Raw genomic sequence first — 25,341 nt, 5'->3', positions numbered from 1 at the left:
TCGGCAGACTTTCCGACCGGATGCCCTTTGCCCGTTTTTATCCACAACTGATAATGCGACGCATTACCAACTCTTTACATCGGGCCACCGCAACCTTCGCGGGTCTCGAGCGGTAGTCACTGCGTCCGAGCCCGGAACGATCAACGGGCCGCCCGACAGCCGGTCGGCGGCCAGAAGGTCAACTCCCGGGCACGGGTGGACACTTCACCGTTCTCTTCCGTCTAAGGAGCATCATGTCCCTCCCCCTGACCCGCCGGATCGCCCGTGCCGCGCTGCTCATCGCAGCGGGAGCGGCGCCCGTGGTCGGTGCGGCCGGCTCCGCCAGCGCGGCGGCCGAACTCCCGGCCACCCCCAACCTCGGCGGCCTGACCGCTCTGGACGGCGCGCACGTCGGCAGCACGGTCGACGGTGCGACGCAGAACGTCACCGGGCTCGCGGGCACGACCGGCGGCAACGCCCTCAAGAAGGCCGTCCCGGCCGCGGGCAAGACGGGTGGCAGTGTCGCCAGGACGGCGACGCCGGCCGCGCAGAAGGTGGCCGGGGACGCGGCGGGGCAGGCCGGGGGTCTGCTCGGTGACACCGCGAAGACCGCCGGTGGTGGCCTTCCGACGGACGCGGTGACCAAGGGTGGTCTGCCGACGGGGCAGCTGCCGCTGAAGGGGTTGCCGCTCGGCTAGCCCCGCCGGGGTCGCGCACGCGAAGGGGTCCAGGGAGTTTCCCTGGACCCCTTCGCCGTGCCGGTTCGGAAAGTGCGGGTCGTGGTGGGCTGGGCGCGCCCACGCGGCGGAGCCGCACCTGTCACAGCCCCGCGCCCCCAAGGGGCGCGCTCCTCGCCAGGGGGTTTCTCAGCCCAGGCGTTCTACCGCCGCCGCCACTCGCTCGTCCGTCGCCGTCAGGGCCACCCGGACGAAGTTCTCGCCCGCCTCGCCGTAGAAGTCGCCAGGGGCGACGAGGATGCCCAGTTCGGCCAGATGGGCGACGGTGTCCCAGCAGGACTCGCCGCGGGTGGCCCACAGGTACAGGCTCGCCTCGCTGTGCTCGATGCGGAAGCCGTGGCGCAGCAGGGCCTCGCGCAGGGCGGCGCGGCGGGCCGCGTAGCGCTCGCGCTGTTCGCGGACGTGCACGTCGTCCGCGAGGGCGGCGACCACCGCGGCCTGGGTCGGCGCGGACGTCATCATGCCGCCGTGCTTGCGGATCTGGAGGAGGTCGCCGAGGACGGCGGGGTCGCCGGCGAGGAACGCGGCGCGGTAGCCGGCCAGGTTCGAGCGCTTCGAGAGCGAGTGGACCGAGACGATCCCCTCGTACGAGCCGCCGCAGACGTCCGGGTGCAGGACCGAGACCGGGTCGGCCTCCCAGCCCAGCTCGAGGTAGCACTCGTCGGAGAACACGAGGATGTCGTGCTCACGGGCCCACGCGACGATCCGGGTGAGTTCCTGGGCGGAGAGGACCCTGCCCGTCGGGTTCGACGGGGAGTTCAGCCACAGGAGCTTCAGGTGGGTCGGGTCCAGCTCCGTGGGGTCGTCGTAGACCACGTGGTCCGCGCGGGCCAGGCGCGCGCCGACCTCGTACGTCGGGTACGCGAGGCGCGGGTACGCCACCTTGTCGCCGGGGCCCAGGCCCAGCTGGGTGGGGAGCCAGGCGACGAGTTCCTTGGAGCCGACGATCGGCAGCACGTGGTGGTGCGTGACGTCCCGCGCGCCGAGCCTCCGCTCGACCCAGCCGGTGAGCGCGTCCCGCAGTTCGGGCGTGCCCCACACCGTGGGATAGCCCGGCGAGTCCGCGGCCGCGACCAGAGCTTTCTGGATCAGCTCGGGCACCGGGTCGACCGGGGTGCCGACGGACAGGTCGACGATGCCGCCCGGATGAGCGGCGGCCGTCGCCTTGAAGGGCTCCAGCTTGTCCCAGGGGAAGACGGGAAGCCGGTCGGAGACTGCGGACACGGGATCGGGCTCACTTTCTCGTTCGTACGACCCGTACACACACGGCCTGCGCGCCTGTGGCCGGTACGGGCTGCTACGGCAAACGCCTCGGCCCCGCACGGCGATCGAGGAGATCGGGCCGTACGGGACCGAGGCGGCGCGTAGGTGCGGCCGCTTACTGGTTCTGCGGCGGCAGCGCTGCGATGAAGGGGTGGTCGCGCTCGATCAGACCGAGCTTGCTGGCGCCGCCGGGCGAGCCGAGCTCGTCGAAGAACTCGACGTTCGCCTTGTAGTAGTCCTTCCACTCTTCAGGAGTGTCGTCCTCGTAGAAGATCGCCTCGACCGGGCACACCGGCTCACAGGCTCCACAGTCGACGCATTCGTCCGGGTGGATGTACAAGGACCGGGAGCCCTCGTAGATGCAGTCGACCGGGCACTCCTCGATGCACGCCTTGTCCTTGACGTCGACACAAGGCTGCGCGATGACGTAGGTCACGCTGTCGTTCCTCCTCGATAGGGCGCTGGCGGGCCTCCATAGGCTCCGCCGCCTGGCGCGCGGGAGCGCGGCGTCGTCGATGCCCGCACCTAGTATCTCCGTTCCGGGGCGTGATCCATACAGGAGGGGTGAACTGACCTGTGGAAATCTCTGCGGCCGGACGTCTCGAGGTCCGGATCACCGCTGCTGACGTGGGCAAACGTGTCTCTGTTCGGCGGATGATCGTAGATACCGAAGGTGCCGCCGGAGGTGAGAAGTTCACTGACACGGTCGGTGTTCTCACATCATGGGACAAAGATGTGCTGCTGATCACACGACGCGACGGCGAGGTCGTCCGGATTCCGGAGTCCTCGCTGGTCGCGGGCAAGGTCGTACCGGCCGCCCCGGCGCGTCGGCGGGGCCCCGCGGCCTCGTACGAGGAGCTGGCGCGGGTCTCCTCGCGGGCCTGGCAGCCGGTGGAGAGCGGGCGGCTCGGCGACTGGGAGCTGCGCGCGGCCTCCGGGTTCACCCGGCGCGCGAACTCCGTGCTGCCGCTCGGCGAGCCGGGCGTGCCGCTCGACGAGGCGCTGACGTACGTACGCGACTGGTACGCGGCCCGTGACCTGCCCGCCTACGTCCAGACCGCCACCGGGGCCGAGGGCGCGCAGGAGGTGCTGTGCGCGGAGCTGGAGGCGCGCGGCTGGGCGCGTGAGGTGAGTGCCGGGCTGTGGATCGGCGAGCTCGCGCCGCTGGCCGACCGCGAGGCCGCGGAGGCCTCCGGGGTGGTCCTCGCCCGCGCGGCCGACGAGGCATGGCTGGGCCGCTACCAGCGCGAGGGGCTGAGCGAGGTCGCGCTGCACGTCCTGAGCAGCGGGCCCTCGGTGTGGTTCGCGACGGTGCCCGGCACCGAGGGGGAGCCGCCGGCCGCGATCGGGCGGTGTGTCGTCGACGGGCGCTGGGCCGGTTTCGCGGCCGTCGAGGTCGACCCCGCCCAGCGCCGCCGGGGCCTCGCCACCGCCGTCATGGCCGCGCTCGCCCGCCGCGCCCTGGACGAGGGCGCCTCGGCGGCCTGGCTCCAGGTGGAGACGGACAACGCGGGGGCGCGGGCGCTGTACGCCGGAATGGGCTTCGCGGCTCATCACACGTACCACCACTACCGTGCGCCTCAGGTGTCCGCCGACGACCGCCGTCGACCGGCGTGAAGGGGTACGAGACCGCCATGCGTTCCCCCCATCCCCCGGAGCCGGAGCGGGCCGCCGAGGTGCGGCGCAGGTTCGCCGAGGAGGCACGGTCCGAGCGGCCCGACCTGGCGGCGCTGTGTCTGCTGATCGGGGCGGCGGCGGACGGCACGCTGGACGACGCGGGGACGGACGCGGCGCAGATCGAACTCGACCGGCTCGCCGGACAGCTGCCGTTCCGGCCCGGTGGGGCGCGGTCCTGGGCGACCGCGCTCGCCGAGCTGCTCGGCGGGCGCCGCGGGTTCCGGGGCTCGCCCGGGGACTATCAACGGCTGGAGTCGTCGCTGCTGCACGCGGTGCTGCGGCGGCGGCGCGGGCTGCCCATCCTGCTCTCCGTGGTGTGGATGGAGGTGGCCAGGCGGGCCGGCGCGCCGGTGTACGGGGTCGCCCTGCCCGGGCATTTCGTGGTGGGCTTCGGGCCGGCCGAGCAGCAGGTGCTCGCCGATCCCTTCGACGGGGGGCGGGTGCTGAGCGGCTCCGACACCGAGCTGCTCGTACAGGGCGCCACCGGGGCGCCTCTCGATCCCTCGATGCTCGTCCCCGCCCCTCCGCTCGACGTGGTCGTGCGGATCCTGAACAACGTCCGGGCGTGGGCGGCGGCGCGGCCGGAACGGTCGGATGTCAGCCTGTGGGCCGTGGAGTTGTCGCTGCTGTTGCCGTCGCATCCCGCGCGGTTGCGGTACGAGCGGGCTCAGCTGCTGGTGCAGCGTGGGGACTTCCTTGAGGGCGCGGCGGAACTCGAGGCGTACGCGGAGGTGGTTGTCGCCGTCGACGAGGGGGCCGCGGAGCGGGTTCGGGGGCAGGCGCGGGCGGCTCGGGCGATGTTGAACTGAGTTCGCCCAGGCGCCGTGAAGGGGGCTGACTTCGGGCGACTGACGGCTCGTCGCGGCTGGGCGCGCCCACGCGGCGGAGCGGCATAATCTCACAGCCCCGCGCCCCTCTCGGGGCGCTTGCCTGCCCGGGGTTTTACAGCCAGCCCTTTTCCCGTGCTATCCGGACCGCCTCCGCGCGATTGCGTGCCGCCAGCTTCTGGATCGCTGTCGAGAGGTAGTTGCGGACCGTCCCCTGGGAGAGGTGGAGGGCGGTGGCCAGTTCGGCGTTGGTGGAGCCGTCGGCCGCCGCGCGGAGGATCTCGCGTTCGCGGTCGGTCAGGGGGTTGGCGCCCTCGGCGAGCGCGGCGGCCGCGAGGGTGGGGTCGATGACCCGTTCGCCGGCGAGCACCTTGCGGACCGCCGCGGCCAGTTGGGCGGCCGGGGCGTCCTTGACGAGGAAGGCGTCGGCGCCGGACTCCATGGCGCTGCGCAGATAGCCGGGGCGGCCGAAGGTCGTGAGGATGAGCAGTTTGATGCCGGGGAGCTCCTTGTGGACCTCGGCCGCCGCCTCGATGCCCGTCTTGCCCGGCATCTCGATGTCGAGGAGCGCCACGTCCACGTCGTGGGCGCGCGCCGCGGCCAGCACCTCGTCGCCGCGCGCCACCTGGGCGACCACCTCGATGTCGGGCTCGAGGCCCAGCAACGCGGCCAGCGCCTCGCGGACCATCGACTGGTCCTCGGCGAGCAGGACCTTGATCGTGCGGCTCATGCACCGGATCCTACGGGGTGATCGGCGGCCTCGGAGGGGCCTACGACGGTACCCGTGCGACCAGCCGGAAGCCGCGGCGCACCCGGCCCGCCTCCAGGGCTCCGCCCGCCTTCTCCAGCCGCTCGGTCAGGCCCGTCAGGCCGTTGCCCGGAGCATGGCCCGAGCCGCCCGAACCGTCGTCCTCCACGCTCAGTTCGAGCACCGGGCCGTCCAGTGTCTGGCGGCGGACGAGTTCCACGGTGCAGCGCCGGGCCCCGCTGTGCCGTACGACATTGGTGATCGCTTCCCGCAGCGCCCAGGCGAGCGCGGACTCGCTCTCCTCGGCGACGTCGGTGAGGTCCGGCTCGTCGGGCAGGTCCGCGGTGACGCCCGCCGCCGTCAACGCGACCTGAGCGCCCGCGAGTTCGCCGGACAACCGGGGCCGCCGGTAGCCGGTGACCGCCTCGCGCACGTCGACGAGGGCCTGCCGGCTGACCTGTTCGATGTCGGCGACCTGCTGGGCCGCCTTCTCGGGGTGGTCGGGGAGCATCCGGCCGGCCAGCTCGCTCTTGAGGGTGATCAGGGAGAGCGAGTGGCCCAGCAGGTCGTGCAGATCGCGGGCCAGGCGCAGGCGCTCCTCGTTCGCGGCCAGTTGGGCGACTGTCGCACGGGCCTCGCGCAACGCGATCGTGGTGCGGATCAGTTCGCGGACGCCGGTCATGGCGAACCCGCCGAGGAACGCCGGGATGAGCAGCCCCGCCAGATACGCCGTGCCGCCCGGTACGGCCAGAGCGATCCCCGTCAGCACGGCGGAGGCCGCCGGGATGGTCCAGCGCGCCAGCCGCAGCGGGAGCACCGCGCCGGACGCGATCGAGACGTACACGAACAGGACGAGCCACTCGCGCCCCAGGGTGAAGGAGAGCAGGGCGGCCTCGGCCGCGAGGGCCACGAGCGAGACGAACACGAAGGGGGTCGTCTCGCCGCGGCCGGTGCGGAAGACCAGCGCCCCGTACCACCCGACGAAGGCCACCAGGCCGCACCAGCCGAGTACGACGACACCGGTGCTGTGGCCGCCGTGCACCAAGTCGCTGACGGGCGCGCTCAGATAGACGAGCCAGATGCCGGTCCAGACGGCCTTGACCATCTTCTGCCTGCGGTTCTGCGGGCGTTGCCCGATGCCGACGCTGCTCACGCCTTCAGCGTGTCCTTCCGGTACAGCCATGCCGCGCCGCCCGCGAAGAGGAGGAAGGAGACGGCGAGGATGACGAGGTCCTTCGCGTGCGGGGCGTCGCCCAGTTCGATGGATCGCCCGAGGGCAGCGTACGCGTGCGTGGGCAGCCAGGACGCGATCTTCTGGAGCCAGTCGGGGAAGGTGGTCGTGGGCATCCACAGGCCGCCGAGCACCGAGAGCCCGAAGTACAGGATCATCGTGATCGGGCGGACCGCGTCGCCGCTCGCGAGATAGCCGATGGCCACGCCGAGCGCGGCGAAGACGAGGCTGCCGGCCCAGATCGCGCCGGTGAGCGCGAGCCACTGCCAGGCGTCCAGCCGTACGTGCTTCACGGCGGCGGCGACCGCGAAGACGACCACGATCGACGGCAGGCTGATCACGGCGGCGCTGGCGGTCTTCGCCAGGACATAGCCGCGGCCCGGCAGGGTGGTGAGCCTGAGCTGCCGTACCCAGCCGCTCTCGCGCTCCTTCGCGATGCGTTCGCTGTTGCCCATCAGGACGGCGGTCAGGGCGCCGAAGGAGGCCATGGAGACCATGAAGAAGGTCGGCAGGGTGAGGCCGGTGCCGTCCACCTTGGTGGTGCTGTCGGCGCTGCCCGCGATGAGCAGGAACAGGGCCGAGGGGTAGACCACCGAGAAGAACAGGAACTTCTTGTTGCGCAGGGCGCGGGTGATCTCGAGCTTGATGAGGCTGTTCACTGCGACTTCGCCTCCTCGGCGGCCGTGATGGCGACGAAGGCCTGCTCGAGCCCGAGCCCGGCGACTTCGAGATTGCGGGGGTAGAGGCCGAGCCCGTACATCGCGTGTACGGTCGCGTCGGCGTCGGAGGACTGGATGCGGACGGTGTGCCCGGACACGTCGATCGAGGTCAGGAAGGGCAGGGCGCGCAACGGGGCCTCGTCGATGGGGCCTTCCAGGTCGAATGCGATACGGCGGGCGCCGGCCTTCGCCTTGATCTCGGCGGCGGTGCCGTCGGCCAGCAGGCGGCCCCGGTGCAGTACGAGGACGCGGTCCGCGATGGCGTCGGCCTCCTCCAGGTAGTGCGTGGCGAACAGGACGGTCCTGCCCTGGTCGGCCTGCTCGCGCATGGTGGCCCAGAAGGCCTGGCGGGCGGAGACGTCCATGCCGGTGGTGGGCTCGTCCAGGACGATGAGGTCGTTGGCGCCGGCGGTGGCGAGCGCGAAGCGGACGCGCTGTTCCTGGCCGCCGGAGAGCTTGTTGACCTTGCGGTCGGCTATCTGCGAGATGCCCGCGCGGGCGAGCACGTCACTGACCTTGTACGGCTTCGGGTGCAGATCGCAGGCCAGCTTCACCAGCTCTCCGACCGTCACCTCGTCCATCAGGCCGCCGCTCTGCAGCATGGCGCCCACCCGGCCGCCGACGATCGCCTCGCGGGGGCTGGCGCCGAACACCCGGACCGCGCCGGTGTCGGCGTGCTTGAGGCCCAGGAGCAGGTCCAGCGTGGTCGACTTGCCCGCGCCGTTCGGACCCAGCAGGGCGACGGTCTCGCCCGGGTGCAGGTCGAGCGTCAGCCCGTCGACGGCCCGTACGTTCCCGTAGCTCTTGCTCACCTGATCGAACCCGACCACCGGGGTGGTGGCGGGCGCCGCTGTTGTCGTCATGGGAACCATCGTGGCGGCGAGAGCCCGGTGCCCGGCAGTGTCGGCGGTCCTGAGTGCCGGATGACAGATGTCATGCCGTGCGGCACGGTCCGGGGGTCTCCGTGCCGCGACGACGACGGAGCCCCTGCCCGGTGCGGGCAGGGGCTCCGTTCACGCGGACGACCAGAGGTCAGCCCACTTTGGTGTCGATGACCCCGACGCGCTCCGCCGTCGTCTTGCCGCGCAGGACCTTGCCCAGTGCGGTGACGACGTCCTGCGGCGTGACAGCGCGCTTCCCGCTCGCGGTCTGGATCTGCACGCCGTCGAAGGTGGTGCCGTACGCCGCCTTGAGCGCCTGGAGGTCGTACGTCTCCACGAGCTTGCCGTTGACGGCCTTGAAGCCGAGGATCTTCGGCAGTGACACGGGACCGAACTTGATGCTGTGCACCGCGTCGGTCTGAACGATGACGATGCCGGACATCGCGGGCTCCGCGAACTCCTTCATCATCCGGTCGACCTCGGCGTTCGAGATGGTCGGCTGACGGGTCGTGGTGGCGACCTTCACCGGGGTGGTGGTGCCGCTCTCGACCTGGGCGCGGTACGCGTCCTCGACGGCCTGGGTCGAGGCCGCCACGTCGATGCCCTTGCCCGCCTTGCCGTACACGGCGACGGCCTTGCCGGACGCGAACTTGATGGTGCCGTCGCTCACCGAGCCGGAGCCGCCCGCGGTGCGCTCCAGGGCGGCCTGGAGCTTCTCCTCGTCGACGGGCATCGCCGGCTCGACGACACGCTGCTGACCGAACAGCGAGCCGATCACGGAGACCGGGTTGTAGTCGCTGCCCGCGGCGGCGCGGACCGTGTCCTGGGCGTTGAACTGGAGCCCGGCCTGGTCCGGCTTGAGCGAGACCGTGGTGCCGTCCACCGACAGCTGGAGCGCCTTGTTCATACGGGCCCCGAAGGCGTCGTCGAGCTTCTTGACGGCCTCGTCGCGGGTGCCGCCGCCGATGTCGACGCCGAGCACGGTGGTGCCCTTGGGGACGTCCGAGCGGTTCATCAGCAGCCCCGCGCCGTAGACGCCACCGCCGATGAACACCACGCCGACGACCAGGAGCGTCAGCTTGCTGCGGCCCTTCTTCTTCGCCGGCTTCTTCGAGGAGGCGGCGGGCTTCGGGGCCGGCTCGGGCGCCTTCGGCGGGGTGTGCGGCAGCGGTCCGTCGGTGTGCGCGCCCGGCCCGAACGGGGAGTTCTGGGCGCCGGGCACGACGGGGATGCCGCTGGTCAGGGTGTGCCCGGAGACGTTGTCCACGGGGCCGCCGTAGCCCTGGCCGCCCGGATCGGGCGCGGGCTTCTGCGGGGTGAGGATCGCGGTGTCGTCGCTGAGGCCGCCACCGGGGTATCCCGCGCCGAGCCCGGCCGCGCCGTGCCCGCCGGGGACGCCACGACCACCGGGGCCACCAGGCCCACCGGGTCCCGCGGCCAGGCTGCCCGGAGCCACGCCCGGGCCGGCCGGCGGCACCAACGGGCCGTCACCGGTGACCGGACCGCCGGTCGGGCCCGCGGGACCGCCCCGGCCGTTCTCCGAGAAGTTCTCCGCGAAGTACGGGAGGTCGTCACGGCGCGGTTCGCCACCCGGCCCTCCAGGGCCACCCGGGCCGCCGGAGCCACCGGGCCCACCCGGGCCGTCGCTTCCTATGGCCGGGAACGAGGCCGTGTTCCCCAGCGCCGCGGAGACGTCGAAGGAACCGGTGCCGCCGCCGTGACCGGGGGCCACGGGTCCGGCGCCGGTGGCACCGGGCAGCCCGGCGCCGTTCGTACCGCCGCTCCCGGGGCGGGGCGCGTTCGCCCCGCCGGGCCGGGCACCGCCCGCGCCGCCCAGGGGACCCGCGCCGTTCGCGCCACCGGGGGCACCCGGACGTGTACCGCCGGTGCCGTTGCCGCCCGGCGTGCCCGCGCCCTGCGGCGCCGCGGGACCCGTGGGTCCCGAACCGCCGGGCAGACCCGCCCCATTGGTGGACCCGCCGCCCGGGCCGCCGCCCGGCGCACCGGACTTGCGGGGTGCGAACCAGTCGCTGGTCTTCTCTCTGGCCGGAGAACCGCCCGCGGCGGCCTCGGCCGAGGTCTCGGTGGCCGTGGACGCTGCCACGGGCGCACTCACGGCACGCTGCGCCTCCGCCGGGGCTCCCGCGGAACCGGCGGACTCGGCGGGCGACTCGGCGTCCCCGACCGGTGTGCGCACGACGACCGGCGGGATGGGCCGCGATCCGGGGATGTTGATCCGGATCCGTGTCGTCAGCGTGGTCTCGGTCTTGCGCTCCTCCGGCGGGGTGCCGCCGGCCGAACGGCCCGCGTCGGCACCGTTCTCGGAAACCGTGGGGGTCCCGTAGGGGGGCGTCCCCGACGGGTACGCGGCTCCACCGCGCCCGTTGGGCCCGGAGGACGAACTGTCAGTTTCACGACTCAAGGCAGGTTCTCCCGGTTGGCTCCGCCGCCCGTTTACTCGACCTCATCTCGGGCAGCTCGGCGGCGCGCACCACCATACTGGCCGCATTCGGCGCGCAAACCTCGCCCGCCCAGGAAACTCGCACGGGACCCGCACCTGTCCGGTACGGCGAAGTGGTACGTCACTTCCCAAGTCGGACGACGGAGTCGTCCGGTTGCCGCCCCAGACCAAGCGTGGCGCACATCACAGCCACGGCCATCCCGCCGAGCAGGAAGAGGTAGGAACCGAATCCCGCGCCGAAGAAGAAGTCCCCTTCCGGGCGGGTGGCGGTGAGCAGCACGACCGCGATCATCCAGCCCGCGGCGGACGCGACGGCGCCGGCCCGGGAGCCGGTCGCCCGCGATCCGCCCAGGAAGAGCCCGGCCGCGCCGGCCAGGGCGAGCAGCAACCCGCCCGGGAACCAGGCGGCTTGCACCAGCGTCCCGGCGGCCCCGACCACCGCGCCGAGCAGGAACAGGCCCAGGTGGGCCACGATCCGCCCGGCCGAGGGCCGTGGCAGCGGCCGGGCGAGCGCGCTCCCCCGCTGTCCCGACATGCTCATCACGCGTCCGCCTTTCCCTGCTCGGTCCCCGTGGAACCTTGCTCGGTCCCCGTGGAACCCCGCTCGGTCCCCCTGGAACCCTTATCGATCCCCGCGAAGAGGTCGGTCTCACGACCGGGTCCCGCGCGCTCCCCGCGCACCAACTCGTAGTACTCGGTGGTGAACAGCGGTTGTGCGAGTGCGTTCGACAGCGCGAACCAGGGTTCGGCCACCTCGATCTGGGTGGCGTGCGCCCGCATGGCGGCGGCCTTCGCGGTGGCGTACGCGGTCCCGTCGATCGCGGTGGTGACCACCGCGTCGTCGACCACGCCGGGTACGTCGGCCACGGCGGCGGAGTGCTCGAACGGCAGTCCGGGCAGGGCCTCGCGCAGCCGTCGGAAGCCCTCCTCGACAACGGAGCGCGGGGTGCGGTTCCAGTAGACCTTGGTGATCTCCCAGGGCGCGCCGAGGTCGGGGCGGACGGCGGGGTCCGCGGCCAGCTCCAGGGCGCGCACGGCGACACGGTGGGCCTGGATGTGGTCCGGGTGTCCGTAGCCCCCGTCGGGGTCGTAGGTGACGAGCACCTGGGGGCGGACCTCGCGGATCACCTCGACCAGGTACTCCGCGGCCTCGTCGACGTCGGCGGACCAGAAGGCGCCCGCGTGGTGGTTCTGCTCCAGGCCCATCATCCCGGAGTCGCCGAAGCGTCCGGGGCCGCCGAGGAAGCGGTGGTCGGTGACCCCGAGCTCCTTCATGGCGGCGGCCAGCTCACCGATCCGGTGCGGGCCGAGCCCGCCCTCGCGGTCGGGCGCGAGATGCGCCAGCTCGGGCGGGATGACCTCGCCCTCCTCGCCGAGGGTGCAGGTCACCAGCGTCACATGGGCGCCCTCGGCCGTGTACCTGGCCATGGTCGCGCCATTGTTGATCGACTCGTCGTCCGGGTGCGCGTGCACCAGGAGCAGACGCCGGTCGGGCAGTTCCGTCATGGAACCCACCCTACGAGGCGCCCGGCCCGCCGCCGAGGCGGGCACGGGTCGTGGTCCCGAGGCTCCCCGTCAGAACTTGAAGCTGCCGATCATGTCCGCGACGTTCGTCGTCAGGTCGCTGATCGTGGGGGCCATCGTCGAAGAGGCGAGATAGAAGCCGAACAGGACACACACGACCGCATGGCCGGCCTTCAACCCGGACTTCCTGACCAGGATGACGACGATGATCGCCAGCAGCACCACCGCCGAAATCGAGAGTGCCACGGCGGCTCACCTCCAAAGATCCCAGGGACATGGGGGGTCGGACATGGGGGTCGGTAAATCCATACAGCGGCCAGCAGGTTCATACCCACACACCGCCAGTGATCATAACTATCCATACGCGCGCATCGATCGGCGCACGGCCGCACAAGGGGGCGCATGGCCAATATGGTCAGGGCATGACGACCGAGCCTCTCTCCTTCCCCCGCCGGTACGCCCGGACGCAGCGCTTCACCCTCGGCGCGCCCCGCGCGTTCACCGTCTCCCCGGACGGTTCCCGGGTGGTGTTCTTGAGGTCCTCCTCCGGTACGGACCGGGCGAATCAGCTGTGGGTCCTCGATGTCGCGGAGGGGCAGGAGCGCGTCGCGGCCGACCCGCGGGCGCTGCTCGGCGGCGCCACCGAACGCCTGTCGGCGGCGGAGCGGGCACGCCGCGAGCGCAGCCGCGAGGGCGGCGCGGGAATCGTCGGCTACGCCACGGACACGGCGGTCGAGCTGGCCTCTTTCGCGTTGTCAGGGCGGCTTTTCACGGCGGAGCTGCGGGCTGGTACGGCACGTGAACTCCGGGTCCCGGGACCGGTGATCGACCCGCGCCCCTCGCCCGACGGACGGCTCGTCGCGTACGTCCGCGGGGGCGCCCTGCGGGTCGTCGGCGCCGAGGGGGAGGGCGACCGGGCGCTCGTGGAGCCGGAGTCCGGGGCGGATCCGGGGACGGTTTCCTATGGATTGGCTGAGTTCATCGCGGCCGAGGAGATGGGGCGTTCGCGCGGTTTCTGGTGGTCTCCGGAAGGGGACCGGCTGTTGGTCGCCCGGGTTGACGACGCGCCCGTTCGGCGCTGGTGGATTTCCGATCCCGCACAACCGGAACGCGCTCCGCAGCAGGTCGGCTACCCGGCCGCCGGAACGGACAATGCGGACGTAAGGCTCTTCGTGATCGGCCTCGACGGGGTGCGCACAGAAGTGGTCTGGGACCGGGCGCACTACCCGTATCTGGCGCATGTGCACTGGTCAGCGGCGGGCGCTCCGCTGATTCTGGTGCAGGCGCGGGACCAGCGCAGCCAGCTGTTCCTGGCCGTCGACCCGGACACCGGGGCGACCCGGATGGTGCACGCCGACGAAGATCCACAATGGCTGGATCTTTTCCCTGGCGTGCCGTGCTGGAGCCCCGCGGGACAGCTCGTACGGATCGCCGACGAGGGTGGTGCACGGGTCCTGGCCTTCGGCGAACGCCCGTTCACGGGAGTGCAGTTGCATGTGCGCGCGGTGCTGGACGTCTCGGCCGACGACGTGCTGATCTCGGCGTCGGCCGGCGAGGCTGCCGCCGCCCCGGAGACGGGCGAGGTGCATGTCTACCGCGTCAACGAGCTCGGTGTCGAGCGCCTCTCCCAGGAACCCGGCGTGCACTCGGCGGTGCGCGGCGGGGGCGTGACCGTGCTGGTCTCCTCCGTGCCGGACCAGCCGGGAGCCCAGGTGCGGGTGCTGCGGGACGGCAAGCGCGTGGCGACTGTCACGTCGTATGCGGAAAGTCCTGGTCTGTCCCCGCGCGTGACGCTCACCGAGGGGGGCGCACGGAAAATCTCATGCGCCCTGCTTATGCCCACTGACTACGACGGTGTCACTCCCCTCCCCGTCCTCATGGACCCCTACGGCGGTCCGCACGGCCCCCGGGTGCTGGCCGCACACAACGCGCACCTGACCTCGCAGTGGTTCGCCGACCAGGGCTTCGCGGTGGTCGTCGCCGACGGCCGCGGCACCCCCGGCCGCTCCCCCGCCTGGGAGAAGGCGGTCCGCGACGACTTCACGCTCACCCTCGACGACCAGATCGACGCGCTGCACGGCCTCGCGGAGAGGTTCCCGCTGGATCTGTCCCGGGTGGCGATCCGGGGCTGGTCGTTCGGCGGCTGGCTCGCGGGGCTCGCCGTGCTGCGCCGCCCCGACGTCTTCCACGCGGGCATCGCGGGCGCCCCGGTCACCGACTGGCGGCTGTACGACACCCACTACACGGAGCGCTACCTCGGTGATCCGGCGGCGGCCGCGCAGGCGTACGCGAAGAGCTCGCTGATCACGGACGACGGACTGTCCGCGCCCGCCGAGCCGCACCGGCCGCTGATGATCGTGCACGGCCTCGCGGACGACAACGTGGTGGTCGCGCACGCCCTGCGGCTCTCCTCGGCGCTGCTGGCCGCGGGCCGCCCGCACGAGGTGCTGCCCCTGTCCGGCGTCACCCACATGACCCCGCAGGAACAGGTCGCGGAGAACCTGCTGCTGCTCCAGGTGGACTTCCTGAAGCGCGCCCTCAAACTGAGCTGAGCCCGAATCTCCACAGAGCACCGCAACCATCAATTGAGGAACCCCGGCGAAACACCGGCCACGTCCGCGAGAGCGGCGTCGGCTTAGGCGCAAAAGAGGTGGGCCGGGGCGACATGGCGCGCCCCGGCCCATCTACGGCACCCGCACGGCCGTACGCTGATTACCTTGACGCGTCCGTATATCGGTGCCGCTTCGGCCAAGTTGCCTGCGTGTTAACGAAGTTCGCCAGCATTTGCGGGGTTATGTCGGCTGCTCGGGCGGTTCCTCCGGCGGTACGACCCTCTTCTCCTCGGCGAAATGACAGGCCGAGTCGTGCGCGGCCGGGCCCGCCACGAAGCGGAACTCCGCGGGCACCGCGAGCAGCGGCACCTCCAGCGCGCAGCGCTCCTGGGCCTTCCAGCAGCGGGTGCGGAAGCGGCAGCCGGAGGGGATGTTCGCCGGCGAGGGCACGTCTCCGGCGAGGATGATCCGCTCGCGGCGTTCGCGGGCCTCCGGGTCGGGGACGGGCACGGCGGAGAGCAGGGCCTGGGTGTAGGGGTGCGTCGGGTGGTCGTAGATCTCCGCGTCCCTGCCGGTCTCCACGATCCGACCCAGGTACATCACGCCGACCCGGTCGGAGATGTGCCGCACGATGGAGAGGTCGTGCGCGATGAAGACGTAGCTCAGGTCGAACTCGTGCTGGAGCCGCTCCATCAGGTTGATCACCTGCGCCTGCACCGAGACGTCGAGCGCGGAGACGGGCTCGTCGGCGACGATGATCTCGGGGCGCAGCGCCAACCCCCGCGCGATGCCGATGCGTTGGCGCTGTCCGCCGGAGAACTGGTGCGGGTAGCGGTTGATGTACTCGGGGTTGAGGCCGACCACGTCCAGCAGGTCCTGGACGCGTCTTCTGCGGTCGCCCTTGGGCGCGACCTCGGGGTGGATCTCGTAGGGCTCCCCGATGATGTCGCCGACGGTCATGCGCGGGTTGAGCGAGGTGTACGGGTCCTGGAAGACCATCTGGATGTTGCGGCGTACGGCCTTGAGCGCCTTGCCGGACAGTTTGGTGATGTCCTCGCCCTTGTACTTGATCGTCCCGTCCGTCGGTTTCTCCAGGTTGACCAGCATCCTGGCGACCGTCGACTTGCCGCAGCCGGACTCGCCGACGATGCCGAGGGTCTCGCCCGCGGCGAGTTCGAAGTCGACTCCGTCGACGGCCCTGACCGCGCCGATCTGCTTCTTGAAGAGGATCCCCCGCGTCAGCGGATAGTGCTTGACCAGGCCGCTGACCTCCAGAATCGCCTCAGCCATCGAGGCACTCCCGCCAGAAGAAGCAGGCGCTGGTGCGGTCCCCGTCCTCCTGGTCGACCTCGAACAGCGGCGGCACCTCGGTGCGGCAGATGTCCTGGGCCATCGGGCAGCGCGGGTTGAAGGCGCAGCCGGGCGGGATGTGCATCAGGTTGGGTGGCAGGCCCTTGATCGCGTAGAGCTCCTGGCCCTTCTGGTCGAGGCGCGGGATCGACTCCAGGAGGCCCTTGGTGTACGGGTGGGCGGGGGCCTTGTAGATGGCGTGGACCGGCGCGGACTCGACGATCCGGCCCGCGTACATGACGGCGATCCGGTCGGCGACGTCCGCGACGACGCCGAGGTCGTGGGTGATGAGGATGAGCCCCATGTCGAGCTCGCGCTGCAACTCGGCGAGCAGGTCCATGACCTGGGCCTGGACGGTGACGTCGAGGGCAGTGGTCGGCTCGTCGGCGATGATCAGGGCGGGCTCCAGGGCCAGCGCCATGGCGATCATGATGCGCTGGCGCATACCGCCGGAGAACTGGTGCGGATAGTCGCGCACCCGGTCGGCGGCGGCCGGGATGCGCACCCGGTCCATCAGCTCGATCGCCTTGGCGCGGGCGTCCTTGCGGGACATCCCGCGGTGCACCGTGAACATCTCGCCGAGCTGGTCGCCGACGCTGAGCACGGGGTTGAGCGAGGACAGCGCGTCCTGGAAGATCATCGCCATCTCGGCGCCGCGGACCTTGCGCCGCTCGTCCTCCTTGAGCTTCAGCAGGTCCCGGCCCTGGAAGAGGATCTCGCCGCCGGTGATCCGCCCGGGCGGCATGTCGAGGATGCCCATCACGGCCTGCGCGGTGACGGACTTGCCGGAGCCGGACTCGCCGAGGACGGCGAGCGTCTCGCCCTCGTCCACGCCGTAGTCGACCCCGTTGACGGCCTTGGCGACCCCGTCCCGGGTGCGGAACTCCACGTGCAGATCGCGTACTTCGAGCAGCACGGCCGTCACCTCAGCTTCGGGTCGAGGGCGTCGCGCACCGCGTCGCCGAGCATGATGAACGCGAGCACGGTGATCGCGAGGGCGCCGGCGGGCCACAGCAGCATGTGCGGGGCCGTGCGGATGTAGGCGGAGGCGGAGGAGATGTCGATGCCCCAGCTGACCGTGGGAGGCTTCAGGCCGACACCGAGGTAGGAGAGCGTCGCCTCCAGCGCGATGTAGGTGCCGAGCGCGATGGTGGCGACGACGATGACCGGCGCGACGGCGTTGGGGGTGATGTGCCGGAGCATCAGTCGGGAGTTGGAGGCGCCGAGCGCGCGGGCGGCCTGGACGTAGTCGTTCTGCTTGATGGTGATGACGGAGCCGCGCGCGATGCGCGAGATCTGGGGCCAGCCGAGCAGCACCATGAACCCGATGACCGGCCAGATGGTGTTGCTGGTCACCACGGACAGGAGGACCAGACCGCCGAGCACGACGGGGATCGCGAAGAAGATGTCGGTGATCCGGGACAGGACCGAGTCGCCCATCCCGCCGAAGAACCCGGCGAGGCCGCCGAGCACCGAGCCGAGGATCGCGACGCCGAGGGTGGCGCAGACGCCGACGCTGATCGAGACGCGGGTTCCGTACACCACCCGCGTGTAGACGTCGCAGCCCTGCCCGTCGTACCCGAAGGGGTGTCCCGGCTGCGAGCCCTCCTGGGCCTTGGCGAGGTCGCACTTGAGGGGGTTCTGGGTGGCGATCAGCGAGGGCCACAGGGAGATGACGACCAGGAAGAGGATGAGGAGCCCGGAGACGATGAAGACGGGGTTGCGCCGCAGATCGCGCCAGGCGTCGGACCACAGGCTCCTGGGCTTCTCCTGAGGGCCCGTGCCCTCAGGGCCGCCGGGCGTCCGCTCCAGGGTGGCGCCCTCGCTCGTGGCGAGGTCCATGGCGCCGCCCGCGCCGGTCGCGGCGATGGCGCCCTCCCGCTGGTACGGCGGCAGCTGCTCAGGCATAGCGGATCCTCGGGTCGAGTACGGCGTACAGGAGGTCGACGAGCAGGTTGGCGACCAGGAAGACGAGCACGAGGACGGTCACGAAGCCGACCACGGTCTGGGTGTTCTGCCGCACGATCCCCTGGTAGAGCTGGTAGCCGACGCCGTGGATGTTGAAGATCCGCTCGGTGACGATCGCGCCGCCCATGAGCGCGCCGATGTCCGTGCCGATGAAGGTGACCACGGGGATCAGCGAGTTGCGCAGCAGGTGCTTGGTGATCACCCGGTGCCGGGGCAGGCCCTTGGCGACGGCCGTACGGACGTAGTCGGACCGTTTGTTCTCGGCGATGGAGGTCCGGGTGAGCCGGGTGACGTAGGCGAGGGAGACGGAGGCGAGGACCAGTCCTGGCACGATCAGTTCGCCGAAGGCGGCGTCCGGGGAGACCGAGGGTCTGATCCAGCCCCACTCGACACCGAACAACAGTTGCAGCAGCAATCCGGTGACGAAGGTCGGGATCGAGATGACGACGAGGGTGAGCAGCAGGACGCCGGTGTCGACGGGCCGGCCGCGGCGCAGCCCGGTGACGACGCCCAGCAGGATGCCGATGACGATCTCGAAGAGGATCGCGACGATCGTCAGCCGGATGGTGACGGGGAAGGAGTCGGCCATCAGCTCGGTGACCGGCTGCCCGGTGAAGGCGGTGCCGAAGTCGCCGGTGAAGACATTGCCCATGTACGTGAGGTATTGCTGCCACAGCGGCTTGTCGAGGCCGAACTCCTTGCGCAGCTGGGCGGCGGTGGCGGGGTCGCACTGCCGCTCGCCGCACAGGCCCGCGATGGGGTCGCCCATCACGTTCACCATCAGGAAGATCAAGAGCGTGGCGCCGATGAAGACCGGGATCATCTGGAGCAGACGCCGGATCACATACCGTCCCATGAGGGCTCCGGAGGTAGTACGGGACCCACGCCCTGGTTCGCTTCAGCAAACCGGCGCTCGCCCCGTGGACGGCTCAGCTGACCTTGATCTCGTTGTAGACGGGCACGCTGAACTGGTTGAGCGCCACGCCCGAGATCCTGTCCGAGTAGCCCGCGCTGCCGTTCTGGTACCAGAGCGGGATGGCGGCCATGTTGTCCCGTACGACCCCTTCGGCCTGCTGGAAGAGCTGGATGGCCTTGGCCTTGTCGGTCTCGGCGTTCGCCTGGTCGACGAGCTTGTCGAAGTCCTTGTTGGACCACTTGCCGTCGTTGGAGGAGGCGTTCGTGTAGTACAGCGGCTGAAGGAAGTTCTGGATCAGCGGGTAGTCCATCTGCCAGCCGGCCCGGAAGGGACCTGGCATCTTGTGCTGCCCGATCTGGTTGCGGAAGTCGGCGAAGGTGCCGATCGGGTTGCCGACGCAGGCCTTGTCGTTGCCCAGCGCGTTGTTGATGGAGTTGCAGACGGCGTCGATCCACTCCTTGTGAGAGCCGCTGTCCGCGTTGTACGAGATCTTGATCTGGCCGCCGGGCAGTCCGCCGCCGTCCTGGATCAGCTTCTTCGCCTGCGCGGGGTCGTACCGGCAGGAGGCGCCGCACAGCCCGTCCTGGAAACCGCCGGCCTTGCCGAGCACCGGTGAGGTCCAGTCGGAGGCCGGGGTGCGGGTCTTCTGGAAGATCGTGCTGGTGATCTGGTCCCGGTTGATCGCCATGGACAGGCCCGTGCGGACCTTCTCCATGCCGCCCTTGTCCCAGGCCTTGTCGTAGAAGGGGAAGGCGATGGTCTGGATGATGCCGGCCGGGGTGTTGATGTACCGGCCGCCGAGATCGCTCTTCACGTTCTTGAGCTGGGCGGCGGGCACGTCGTCGACAAGGTCGAGGTTGCCCGCCATCAGGTCGGTGTAGGCGGTGTTGTTGTCGGTGTAGACCTTCAGGTCCACCCCGCCGTTCTGCGCCTTGTCCGCCCCCGGGTACGCGTCCCACTTCCGCAGGGACATCATCGAGCCCCTGGTGTACGAGTCGACGGTGTAGGGCCCGTTGCCGACCGGCTTCTTCAGCCAGGCCGCGTGGTCGCTGAAGAACGCCTTGGGCAGCGGCGCGAATGCCACGTAGCCGAGGGTGTCGGGGAACGTCGAGAACTTCTGGTTGAGCTTGACGGTGAAGGTGTGGGCGCCGGTGACCTTCAGCCCCGACAGCGTGTCCGCGCTCTGCGTTCCCGTCTCGGGGTGGACCTTGTCGTATCCCTCGATGTACCCGAAGAAGTACGCGTTCTTCTGGTTGTTCTTGAGACTGGCCCCGTAGTTCCAGGCGTCCACGAAGGACTGGGCGGTGACGGGCTCTCCGTTGCTGAACGTCCAGCCGTCCTTGACGGTGATCGTGAAGTTCTGCGAGTCCGAGGTGTCGATCTTCTGCGCCAGCATGTTCTGGGCCGCGCCGGTGGTGGCGTCGTACCGCTTCAGACCCCGGAAGATCATGTCGAGGACCTTGCCGCCCTGCACCTCGTTGGTGTTGGACGGCTCCAGCGGGTTCTGCGGGTCCCCCCAGGAGGAACTGAGCACTCCGGACGCGCCGCCACTGCCGCCACCGCCGCCACCGCAGGCCGTCGCCACGAGGGCCACCGCCGCCGCGCCGACGGCCCATGTGGCGTGCGTCGCTCCACGCATGGAGTGCCTCCCAGAGTGCGCTGCCGCCAGCGCCGCGGCGCTGTTCCATTACCGGCCAATATCAACCGGTAAGGCACATACCGCACATTCAGCCCACCCGTACGTGGGATCGCACAGCCATACGTGTCAGCGCAACATGCGTCAGGCCCGACATACGTCAGGCGCGCGCCACCAACTCCACCTCGAAGCCGTCCGCGTCCTCCAGGTACGCGGCGCAGTGCTCCGGACCGCCCGCGTGCGGATAGCGGTCCGGGAAGAGGGGTGACCAGCCGTGGCGGGGTGCCTCGGCCACGAGCAGGTCGAGTTCGGTGCGGTCCGGCACGTGGAAGGCGAGGTGGTTCAGGCCGGGGCGCAGGCGGTCGTGGGAGTCCGTCCTCAGCGCGGGCGACTGCTCGACGACGACATAGGTCTCGCCCCGGCGCCAGCTGCGGCCGTGGGGCCACGCCTGGTACGGCTCACAGCCCAGGCGCTCCAGCAGCCATCCCCAGGAGCGGACCGCGCGCTCCAGGTCCGGCACCCACAGTTCGACGTGATGCAGCATCTTCCCCCCCGGTTTCCTTCGCCCGATCGCCCGCCCGCTCATCTCCCGCCCGAAAAAGCCGGTTCCCGGCACCGTGGTGGCGGTGCCGGGAACCGGCCGGTCGATCAAGGGACGCGTGGCGCTCAGGCCGCGTGCACGATGTTCTTCTCCTCGGCGAAGTGGCACGCCGACTCATGGGCCGCCGGCGAGTCCACGCCCATGAACACCTCGGGCACCGCGAGGAGCGGGGTCTCCACGGAGCACTTCTCCTGGGCCTTCCAGCAGCGGGTGCGGAAGCTGCAGCCCGACGGCGGGTTGGCCGGGGACGGCACGTCACCGGTCAGGATGATCCGCTCGCGGTGCTCACGGGCCTCCGGGTCCGGCACCGGGACGGCCGACAGCAGCGCCTGGGTGTAGGGGTGCGTCGGGTGGTCGTAGATCTGCTCGTCGCTGCCGATCTCCGCCATCTTGCCGAGGTACATGACGCCGACCCGGTCCGAGATGTGCCGGACGATCGACAGGTCGTGCGCGATGAAGAGGTAGGACAGGTTGAACTCGTCCTGGAGCCGCTCCATCAGGTTGATGACCTGCGCCTGCACCGACACGTCGAGCGCCGACACCGGCTCGTCGCAGATGATGATCTCGGGGTTGAGCGCGAGACCGCGGGCGATACCGATGCGCTGACGCTGACCGCCCGAGAACTGGTGCGGGTAGCGGTTGATGTACTCGGGGTTGAGCCCGACCACGTCCAGCAGTTCCTGGACCTTGCGCCGCCGGTCGCCCTTCGGAGCCACCTCGGGGTGGATGTCGAAGGGCTCACCGATGATGTCGCCCACCGTCATACGGGGGTTGAGCGAGGTGTACGGGTCCTGGAAGACCATCTGGATGTTGCGGCGCACGGCCTTCAGGGCGCGCCCGGACAGCTTGGTGATGTCCTGGCCCTTGTAGAAGATCTCGCCCGCGGTGGCCCGCTCCAGGTTCATCAGGAGCTTGGCCACGGTGGACTTGCCGCAGCCGGACTCGCCCACGATGCCCAGCGTCTCACCCTGGTGCAGGTCGAAGGAGACACCGTCGACGGCCTTCACCGCGCCGATGTGCCGCTTGAACAGGATGCCCTGGGTGAGCGGGAAGTGCTTCACCAGGTTGCGCACCTGAAGGATCGGTTCACCACGGTCCACCGGCGCCTCGATCGCGGCGACCGCCTCCGTCTCGGAGTGGGCGTCGACGACCTCTACGTCGGAGACGTTCGGGGTGGCCTCCTGCTCGTCGTTCTTGCTGAGCTCAGCCATGGATCGTCTCCTTCCAGAAGTGGCAGGCCGAACCGCGGCCGACCAGCTCGGTGCCGTCCTGCTCGCTCACCGGGAGCAGCGCCGGCACGTCGGTGCGGCAGATGTCCTGGGCCTTGGGGCAGCGCGGGTTGAAGGCGCAGCCGGTCGGAATGCGCAGCAGGTTGGGCGGCAGCCCCTTGATCGCGTACAGCTCCTGGCCCTTCTGGTCCAGGCGCGGGATCGAGTCCAGCAGACCCCGCGTGTACGGGTGCGCGGGGCGCTTGTACAGCTCGTGGACCGGGGCGCGCTCCACGATCCGGCCCGCGTACATCACGGCGATCTTGTCCGCGACGTCGGCGACGACGCCGAGGTCGTGGGTGATCAGGATCAGGCCCATGTTGTACTCGCGCTGAAGGTCCGCGAGCAGGTCCATGACCTGGGCCTGGACCGTCACGTCGAGCGCCGTGGTGGGCTCGTCCGCGATGATCAGGTCCGGCTCCAGGGCCAGCGCCATCGCGATCATGATGCGCTGGCGCATACCGCCCGAGAACTGGTGCGGGTAGTCGTTCACGCGGGCCGCGGCGGCCGGGATCTTCACCCGGTCCATCAGCTCGATCGCCTTGGCCTTGGCCTCCTTCTTGGAGAGGCCCTGGTGCACCCGGAACATCTCGCCGAGCTGGTAGCCGACGGACAGGACCGGGTTGAGCGAGCTGAGCGCGTCCTGGAAGATCATGGCGATCTTCTGGCCGCGGATCTTGCGGCGCTCCTCGCCGGACATCTTGAGCATGTCCTGTCCGCGGAAGAGGATCTCACCCTGTGGGATCCTCGCCGGCGGCATGTCGAGGATGCCCATGATCGCCTGCGCGGTCACGGACTTGCCGGAGCCGGACTCGCCGAGCACGGCGAGTGTCTCGCCCGCGCTGACGCTGTAGTTGACGCCGTTGACCGCCTTGGCCACGCCCTCGCGGGTGTGGAACTCGACGTGCAGGTCACGCACTTCGAGCAGCGGCCCGTCGTCGGCGCCGCCCTTACGCGGGGCGGGCACCGGGACGGAGTCTTCTTCGATGATGGTCACGTACGCCTCCCTCAGCGCAGCTTCGGGTCGAGGGCGTTGCGGACGGCCTCACCGAGCATGATGAACGCCAGCACCGTGATGCTGAGCATGATCGACGGGTACAGCATGATCCACTGCGCCACGCGGATCTGGTTGCCGCCGTCCGAGATGTCGTTGCCCCAGGACACGCCGTTGAGGCCGAGGCCCAGGAAGGACAGGGTCGCCTCGGCGGAGATGTAGACGCCGAGCGAGATGGTGGAGACGACGATCACGGGGGCGAGGGTGTTCGGCAGGATGTGCCGGAACATGATCCGCGGGGTGCTCGCGCCCAGGGCCTTGGCGGCGTGCACGTAGTCGGCCTGCTTGGTGGTGATCACCGCGCCACGCATCACGCGGGTGATCTGCGTCCAGCCGAAGGCGGCCAGCGCGCCGATGACGACCCAGGTCGTGCGGTCCGGGAAGGAGGTCAGCACGACCATGGTGGCGAGCAGGAACGGGATGCCGAAGAAGACGTCCGTCAGACGCGACAGGATCGAGTCGACGAGGCCGCCGAAGTATCCGGCGATCATGCCCATCAGGCCACCCACGACCGTCACCGCGAGGGTGGTGCCGAAGCCCACGGCCACGGAGGCCCGGGTGCCGTAGATGACGCGGGAGTAGACGCTGCGGCCCTGCTGGTCGTAGCCCAGCCAGTCCGCGGAGAAGACGTGGCCCAGCTTCGGCTTCTGCAGGAAGTGCTTGGCCAGGTCGCCCTTGATGGGGTCGGTGTCGGTGAACAGCCCGGGGAAGAAGGTGATCGTCAGCAGCAGCAGGATCAGCACCGCCGAGACACCGAAGATCCAGCTGTGCCGGAGGTCGTTCCAGGCGTCGCCCCACAGGCTGCGGGACTTCTCCGGCTTGGCCGCGGGGACCGCCACCGGGGTGGCCCCGCCGTCGGTCGCCACCGCCGTCTGGACGTCGGTCTTGGTCACGTCAGGCATAGCGAATCCTCGGGTCCAGGACCGCGTACAGCAGGTCGACGAGCAGGCTGGCGAGGAGGTAGACCAGCACCAGGATGGTCACCAGACCGACGAGCGTGGTGCCTTCGCGCCGCACGATGGACTGGTAGATCGTGCCGCCGATGCCCTGGATGTTGAACAGGCCCTCGGTGACGACGGCTCCGCCCATCAGCGCGCCGATGTCGGTGCCCAGGTAGGTGATCACGGGGATCAGCGAGTTGCGCATGAGGTGGACACCCACCACACGACGCCGGGGCAGGCCCTTGGCGATGGCCGTACGGATGTAGTCGGCGCGCAGGTTCTCGGCGACCGACGTACGGGTGAGCCGGGTCACATAGGCCAGCGAGGCGGTCGCGAGGACGAACGCCGGCATCAGCAACTCGTTGTAGTTCGTGGAGTCGTTCACGTTCGGCGGCAGCCAGTTGAGCTGGAAGGCGAAGACGACCTTCAGGATGAAGCCGAGAACGAACACCGGAACGGAGATCAGCAGCAGCGAGACCAGCAGGATCGCGTTGTCCGCGAACCGCCCGGCGCGCATACCCGCCCAGACGCCCAGGGCGATGCCCAGGACGACCTCGATGGCGAAGGACAGCGAGGCGAGGCGGAGGGTCACGGGGAACGCCTCGCTGAGGACGTCCGTGACGGGGCGGCCGCTCGCGATCTGCGTGCCGAAGTCGAAGTGAAGGATCATGTCCTTCATGTAGTGGTAGTACTGCACCAGGATCGGCTGGTCCAGGCCGTACTGATGTCTCAGTGAGGCGATGACGGCGGGGCTTCCGCCCTTGTCGCCGAACAGGCCTCGCACGGGGTCGCCGGGCAGGGCGTAGACCATGAGAAAGATCAGCAGGGTTGTCCCGATGAAGACCGGGATCATCTGGAGCAGTCGTCGTGCGACGTAGCGCCCCATCGTGCCTCCATGTAGTTACTACGACGACAGCCGACGGGCCCTTTCCCCGCGCACCCCTGAACGATGCGTGCGGAAAGGGCCCCCCGGCCGCTGCCGTCCCCCCGGGTGCGGCGCACGAGGCG

24 protein-coding genes are annotated in these 25,341 nt (G+C 70.4%); 4 read left to right on the top strand and 20 right to left on the bottom strand.

The features are described 5' to 3' along the window. Positions 1 to 233: 233 nt before the first annotated feature. A complete protein-coding gene (locus tag ACIQTP_RS15640) occupies positions 234 to 677 on the top strand; it encodes an ATP-binding protein (protein ID WP_067368466.1) in 444 nt (147 codons plus the stop codon). Between the two features lie 168 nt (positions 678 to 845). Here ACIQTP_RS15640 and ACIQTP_RS15635 read toward each other — a convergent pair whose 3' ends face one another. Together ACIQTP_RS15635 and fdxA are read right to left on the bottom strand one after the other, a co-directional pair. After that, positions 846 to 1,940, bottom strand: coding sequence for a bifunctional succinyldiaminopimelate transaminase/glutamate-prephenate aminotransferase (locus tag ACIQTP_RS15635; protein WP_403400141.1), 1,095 nt, complete (start codon positions 1,938 to 1,940; stop codon positions 846 to 848). 154 nt (positions 1,941 to 2,094) lie between these two features. Continuing rightward, positions 2,095 to 2,415 carry a ferredoxin gene (gene fdxA, locus ACIQTP_RS15630; protein WP_018089397.1) on the bottom strand — a complete coding sequence of 107 codons (321 nt, stop codon included), beginning with the start codon at positions 2,413 to 2,415 and terminating at the stop codon, positions 2,095 to 2,097. A gap of 140 nt (positions 2,416 to 2,555) precedes the next feature. Here fdxA and ACIQTP_RS15625 point away from each other — a divergent pair, with 140 nt between their 5' ends. Both ACIQTP_RS15625 and ACIQTP_RS15620 read left to right on the top strand, forming a co-directional pair. Continuing rightward, a complete protein-coding gene (locus tag ACIQTP_RS15625) occupies positions 2,556 to 3,596 on the top strand; it encodes a GNAT family N-acetyltransferase (RefSeq protein WP_403400138.1) in 1,041 nt (346 codons plus the stop codon). A 17-nt stretch (positions 3,597 to 3,613) separates the two neighbouring features. Continuing rightward, positions 3,614 to 4,465, top strand: coding sequence for a tetratricopeptide repeat protein (locus ACIQTP_RS15620; RefSeq protein ID WP_403400136.1), 852 nt, complete (start codon positions 3,614 to 3,616; stop codon positions 4,463 to 4,465). A gap of 133 nt (positions 4,466 to 4,598) precedes the next feature. Here ACIQTP_RS15620 and ACIQTP_RS15615 read toward each other — a convergent pair whose 3' ends face one another. From ACIQTP_RS15615 to ACIQTP_RS15580, 8 genes are all read right to left on the bottom strand, one after another. After that, positions 4,599 to 5,213, bottom strand: a complete 615-nt coding sequence (locus ACIQTP_RS15615; protein WP_168510936.1) for a DNA-binding response regulator — start codon at positions 5,211 to 5,213, stop codon at positions 4,599 to 4,601. Positions 5,214 to 5,253: 40 nt separating this feature from the next. After that, positions 5,254 to 6,384, bottom strand: coding sequence for a sensor histidine kinase (locus ACIQTP_RS15610; RefSeq protein WP_403400133.1), 1,131 nt, complete (start codon positions 6,382 to 6,384; stop codon positions 5,254 to 5,256). Then, complete coding sequence (locus tag ACIQTP_RS15605) at positions 6,381 to 7,121, bottom strand: ABC transporter permease (RefSeq protein WP_212726985.1); 741 nt, start codon at positions 7,119 to 7,121, stop codon at positions 6,381 to 6,383. The genes ACIQTP_RS15610 and ACIQTP_RS15605 overlap by 4 nt, the downstream gene beginning before the upstream one ends. Further along, complete coding sequence (locus ACIQTP_RS15600) at positions 7,118 to 8,044, bottom strand: ABC transporter ATP-binding protein (protein WP_403400130.1); 927 nt, start codon at positions 8,042 to 8,044, stop codon at positions 7,118 to 7,120. The genes ACIQTP_RS15605 and ACIQTP_RS15600 overlap by 4 nt, the downstream gene beginning before the upstream one ends. A 169-nt stretch (positions 8,045 to 8,213) precedes the next feature. After that, entirely contained in the window at positions 8,214 to 10,484 is a 2,271-nt protein-coding gene (locus ACIQTP_RS15595) for a hypothetical protein (RefSeq protein WP_403400127.1), read from the bottom strand. A 160-nt stretch (positions 10,485 to 10,644) separates the two neighbouring features. Further along, positions 10,645 to 11,064 (bottom strand): DUF6113 family protein, encoded by a 420-nt coding sequence (locus ACIQTP_RS15590; RefSeq protein ID WP_403400125.1) that lies wholly within the window; start codon positions 11,062 to 11,064, stop codon positions 10,645 to 10,647. Next, complete coding sequence (gene mshB / locus ACIQTP_RS15585; protein ID WP_403400123.1) at positions 11,064 to 12,029, bottom strand: N-acetyl-1-D-myo-inositol-2-amino-2-deoxy-alpha-D-glucopyranoside deacetylase; 966 nt, start codon at positions 12,027 to 12,029, stop codon at positions 11,064 to 11,066. The genes ACIQTP_RS15590 and mshB overlap by 1 nt, the downstream gene beginning before the upstream one ends. A 69-nt stretch (positions 12,030 to 12,098) precedes the next feature. Further along, entirely contained in the window at positions 12,099 to 12,293 is a 195-nt protein-coding gene (locus tag ACIQTP_RS15580; RefSeq protein ID WP_054228237.1) for a hypothetical protein, read from the bottom strand. Between the two features lie 176 nt (positions 12,294 to 12,469). Between ACIQTP_RS15580 and ACIQTP_RS15575 the strand changes: the two genes are divergently transcribed. Continuing rightward, on the top strand, positions 12,470 to 14,599 hold the full coding sequence (locus ACIQTP_RS15575) for a prolyl oligopeptidase family serine peptidase (protein ID WP_403400120.1): 2,130 nt from the start codon (positions 12,470 to 12,472) through the stop codon (positions 14,597 to 14,599). Between the two features lie 240 nt (positions 14,600 to 14,839). Here ACIQTP_RS15575 and ACIQTP_RS15570 read toward each other — a convergent pair whose 3' ends face one another. From ACIQTP_RS15570 to ACIQTP_RS15525, 10 genes are all read right to left on the bottom strand, one after another. Next, complete coding sequence (locus ACIQTP_RS15570; protein WP_403400118.1) at positions 14,840 to 15,889, bottom strand: ABC transporter ATP-binding protein; 1,050 nt, start codon at positions 15,887 to 15,889, stop codon at positions 14,840 to 14,842. After that, a complete protein-coding gene (locus ACIQTP_RS15565; protein ID WP_403400116.1) occupies positions 15,882 to 16,865 on the bottom strand; it encodes an ABC transporter ATP-binding protein in 984 nt (327 codons plus the stop codon). Before ACIQTP_RS15565 ends, ACIQTP_RS15570 begins: the two co-directional genes overlap by 8 nt. A 5-nt stretch (positions 16,866 to 16,870) precedes the next feature. After that, positions 16,871 to 17,857 carry an ABC transporter permease gene (locus tag ACIQTP_RS15560; RefSeq protein WP_403400114.1) on the bottom strand — a complete coding sequence of 329 codons (987 nt, stop codon included), beginning with the start codon at positions 17,855 to 17,857 and terminating at the stop codon, positions 16,871 to 16,873. Next, a complete protein-coding gene (locus tag ACIQTP_RS15555; RefSeq protein ID WP_402035406.1) occupies positions 17,850 to 18,773 on the bottom strand; it encodes an ABC transporter permease in 924 nt (307 codons plus the stop codon). Before ACIQTP_RS15555 ends, ACIQTP_RS15560 begins: the two co-directional genes overlap by 8 nt. A gap of 73 nt (positions 18,774 to 18,846) precedes the next feature. Then, positions 18,847 to 20,472, bottom strand: a complete 1,626-nt coding sequence (locus ACIQTP_RS15550) for an ABC transporter substrate-binding protein (protein WP_403400112.1) — start codon at positions 20,470 to 20,472, stop codon at positions 18,847 to 18,849. Positions 20,473 to 20,629: 157 nt separating this feature from the next. Beyond that, on the bottom strand, positions 20,630 to 21,013 hold the full coding sequence (locus ACIQTP_RS15545) for a VOC family protein (RefSeq protein WP_403400109.1): 384 nt from the start codon (positions 21,011 to 21,013) through the stop codon (positions 20,630 to 20,632). 122 nt (positions 21,014 to 21,135) lie between these two features. Further along, a complete protein-coding gene (locus tag ACIQTP_RS15540; protein WP_402035401.1) occupies positions 21,136 to 22,281 on the bottom strand; it encodes an ABC transporter ATP-binding protein in 1,146 nt (381 codons plus the stop codon). Beyond that, the gene (locus ACIQTP_RS15535; RefSeq protein ID WP_075028754.1) at positions 22,274 to 23,335 is read right to left on the bottom strand and encodes an ABC transporter ATP-binding protein; all 1,062 of its coding nucleotides are present in this window, start codon (positions 23,333 to 23,335) and stop codon (positions 22,274 to 22,276) included. Before ACIQTP_RS15535 ends, ACIQTP_RS15540 begins: the two co-directional genes overlap by 8 nt. A gap of 11 nt (positions 23,336 to 23,346) precedes the next feature. Next, a complete protein-coding gene (locus ACIQTP_RS15530; protein WP_403400106.1) occupies positions 23,347 to 24,294 on the bottom strand; it encodes an ABC transporter permease in 948 nt (315 codons plus the stop codon). Continuing rightward, on the bottom strand, positions 24,287 to 25,219 hold the full coding sequence (locus tag ACIQTP_RS15525) for an ABC transporter permease (RefSeq protein WP_054228247.1): 933 nt from the start codon (positions 25,217 to 25,219) through the stop codon (positions 24,287 to 24,289). The genes ACIQTP_RS15530 and ACIQTP_RS15525 overlap by 8 nt, the downstream gene beginning before the upstream one ends. Positions 25,220 to 25,341 lie beyond the last annotated feature (122 nt).

It is taken from the genome of Streptomyces sp. NPDC090798 (genome assembly GCF_044768965.1).
Classification (GTDB): Bacteria; Actinomycetota; Actinomycetes; order Streptomycetales; family Streptomycetaceae; genus Streptomyces.
The sequence above is the reverse complement of the archived record's forward strand: the minus strand, read 5'-3'. Positions and strand labels throughout refer to the sequence as shown.

Excerpts from the sequence above, each read along its gene's own strand:
- ACIQTP_RS15640 (WP_067368466.1), top strand. The coding sequence starts at position 234 with ATGTCCCTCCCCCTGACCCGCCGGATCGCCCGTGCCGCGCTGCTCATC.
- ACIQTP_RS15620 (WP_403400136.1), top strand. The coding sequence starts at position 3,614 with ATGCGTTCCCCCCATCCCCCGGAGCCGGAGCGGGCCGCCGAGGTGCGG.
- ACIQTP_RS15615 (WP_168510936.1), bottom strand. The coding sequence starts at position 5,213 with ATGAGCCGCACGATCAAGGTCCTGCTCGCCGAGGACCAGTCGATGGTC.
- ACIQTP_RS15600 (WP_403400130.1), bottom strand. The coding sequence starts at position 8,044 with ATGACGACAACAGCGGCGCCCGCCACCACCCCGGTGGTCGGGTTCGAT.
- ACIQTP_RS15590 (WP_403400125.1), bottom strand. The coding sequence starts at position 11,064 with ATGAGCATGTCGGGACAGCGGGGGAGCGCGCTCGCCCGGCCGCTGCCA.
- mshB (WP_403400123.1), bottom strand. The coding sequence starts at position 12,029 with ATGACGGAACTGCCCGACCGGCGTCTGCTCCTGGTGCACGCGCACCCG.
- ACIQTP_RS15575 (WP_403400120.1), top strand. The coding sequence starts at position 12,470 with ATGACGACCGAGCCTCTCTCCTTCCCCCGCCGGTACGCCCGGACGCAG.
- ACIQTP_RS15570 (WP_403400118.1), bottom strand. The coding sequence starts at position 15,889 with ATGGCTGAGGCGATTCTGGAGGTCAGCGGCCTGGTCAAGCACTATCCG.
- ACIQTP_RS15560 (WP_403400114.1), bottom strand. The coding sequence starts at position 17,857 with ATGCCTGAGCAGCTGCCGCCGTACCAGCGGGAGGGCGCCATCGCCGCG.
- ACIQTP_RS15555 (WP_402035406.1), bottom strand. The coding sequence starts at position 18,773 with ATGGGACGGTATGTGATCCGGCGTCTGCTCCAGATGATCCCGGTCTTC.
- ACIQTP_RS15550 (WP_403400112.1), bottom strand. The coding sequence starts at position 20,472 with ATGCGTGGAGCGACGCACGCCACATGGGCCGTCGGCGCGGCGGCGGTG.
- ACIQTP_RS15545 (WP_403400109.1), bottom strand. The coding sequence starts at position 21,013 with ATGCTGCATCACGTCGAACTGTGGGTGCCGGACCTGGAGCGCGCGGTC.
- ACIQTP_RS15540 (WP_402035401.1), bottom strand. The coding sequence starts at position 22,281 with ATGGCTGAGCTCAGCAAGAACGACGAGCAGGAGGCCACCCCGAACGTC.
- ACIQTP_RS15530 (WP_403400106.1), bottom strand. The coding sequence starts at position 24,294 with ATGCCTGACGTGACCAAGACCGACGTCCAGACGGCGGTGGCGACCGAC.
- ACIQTP_RS15525 (WP_054228247.1), bottom strand. The coding sequence starts at position 25,219 with ATGGGGCGCTACGTCGCACGACGACTGCTCCAGATGATCCCGGTCTTC.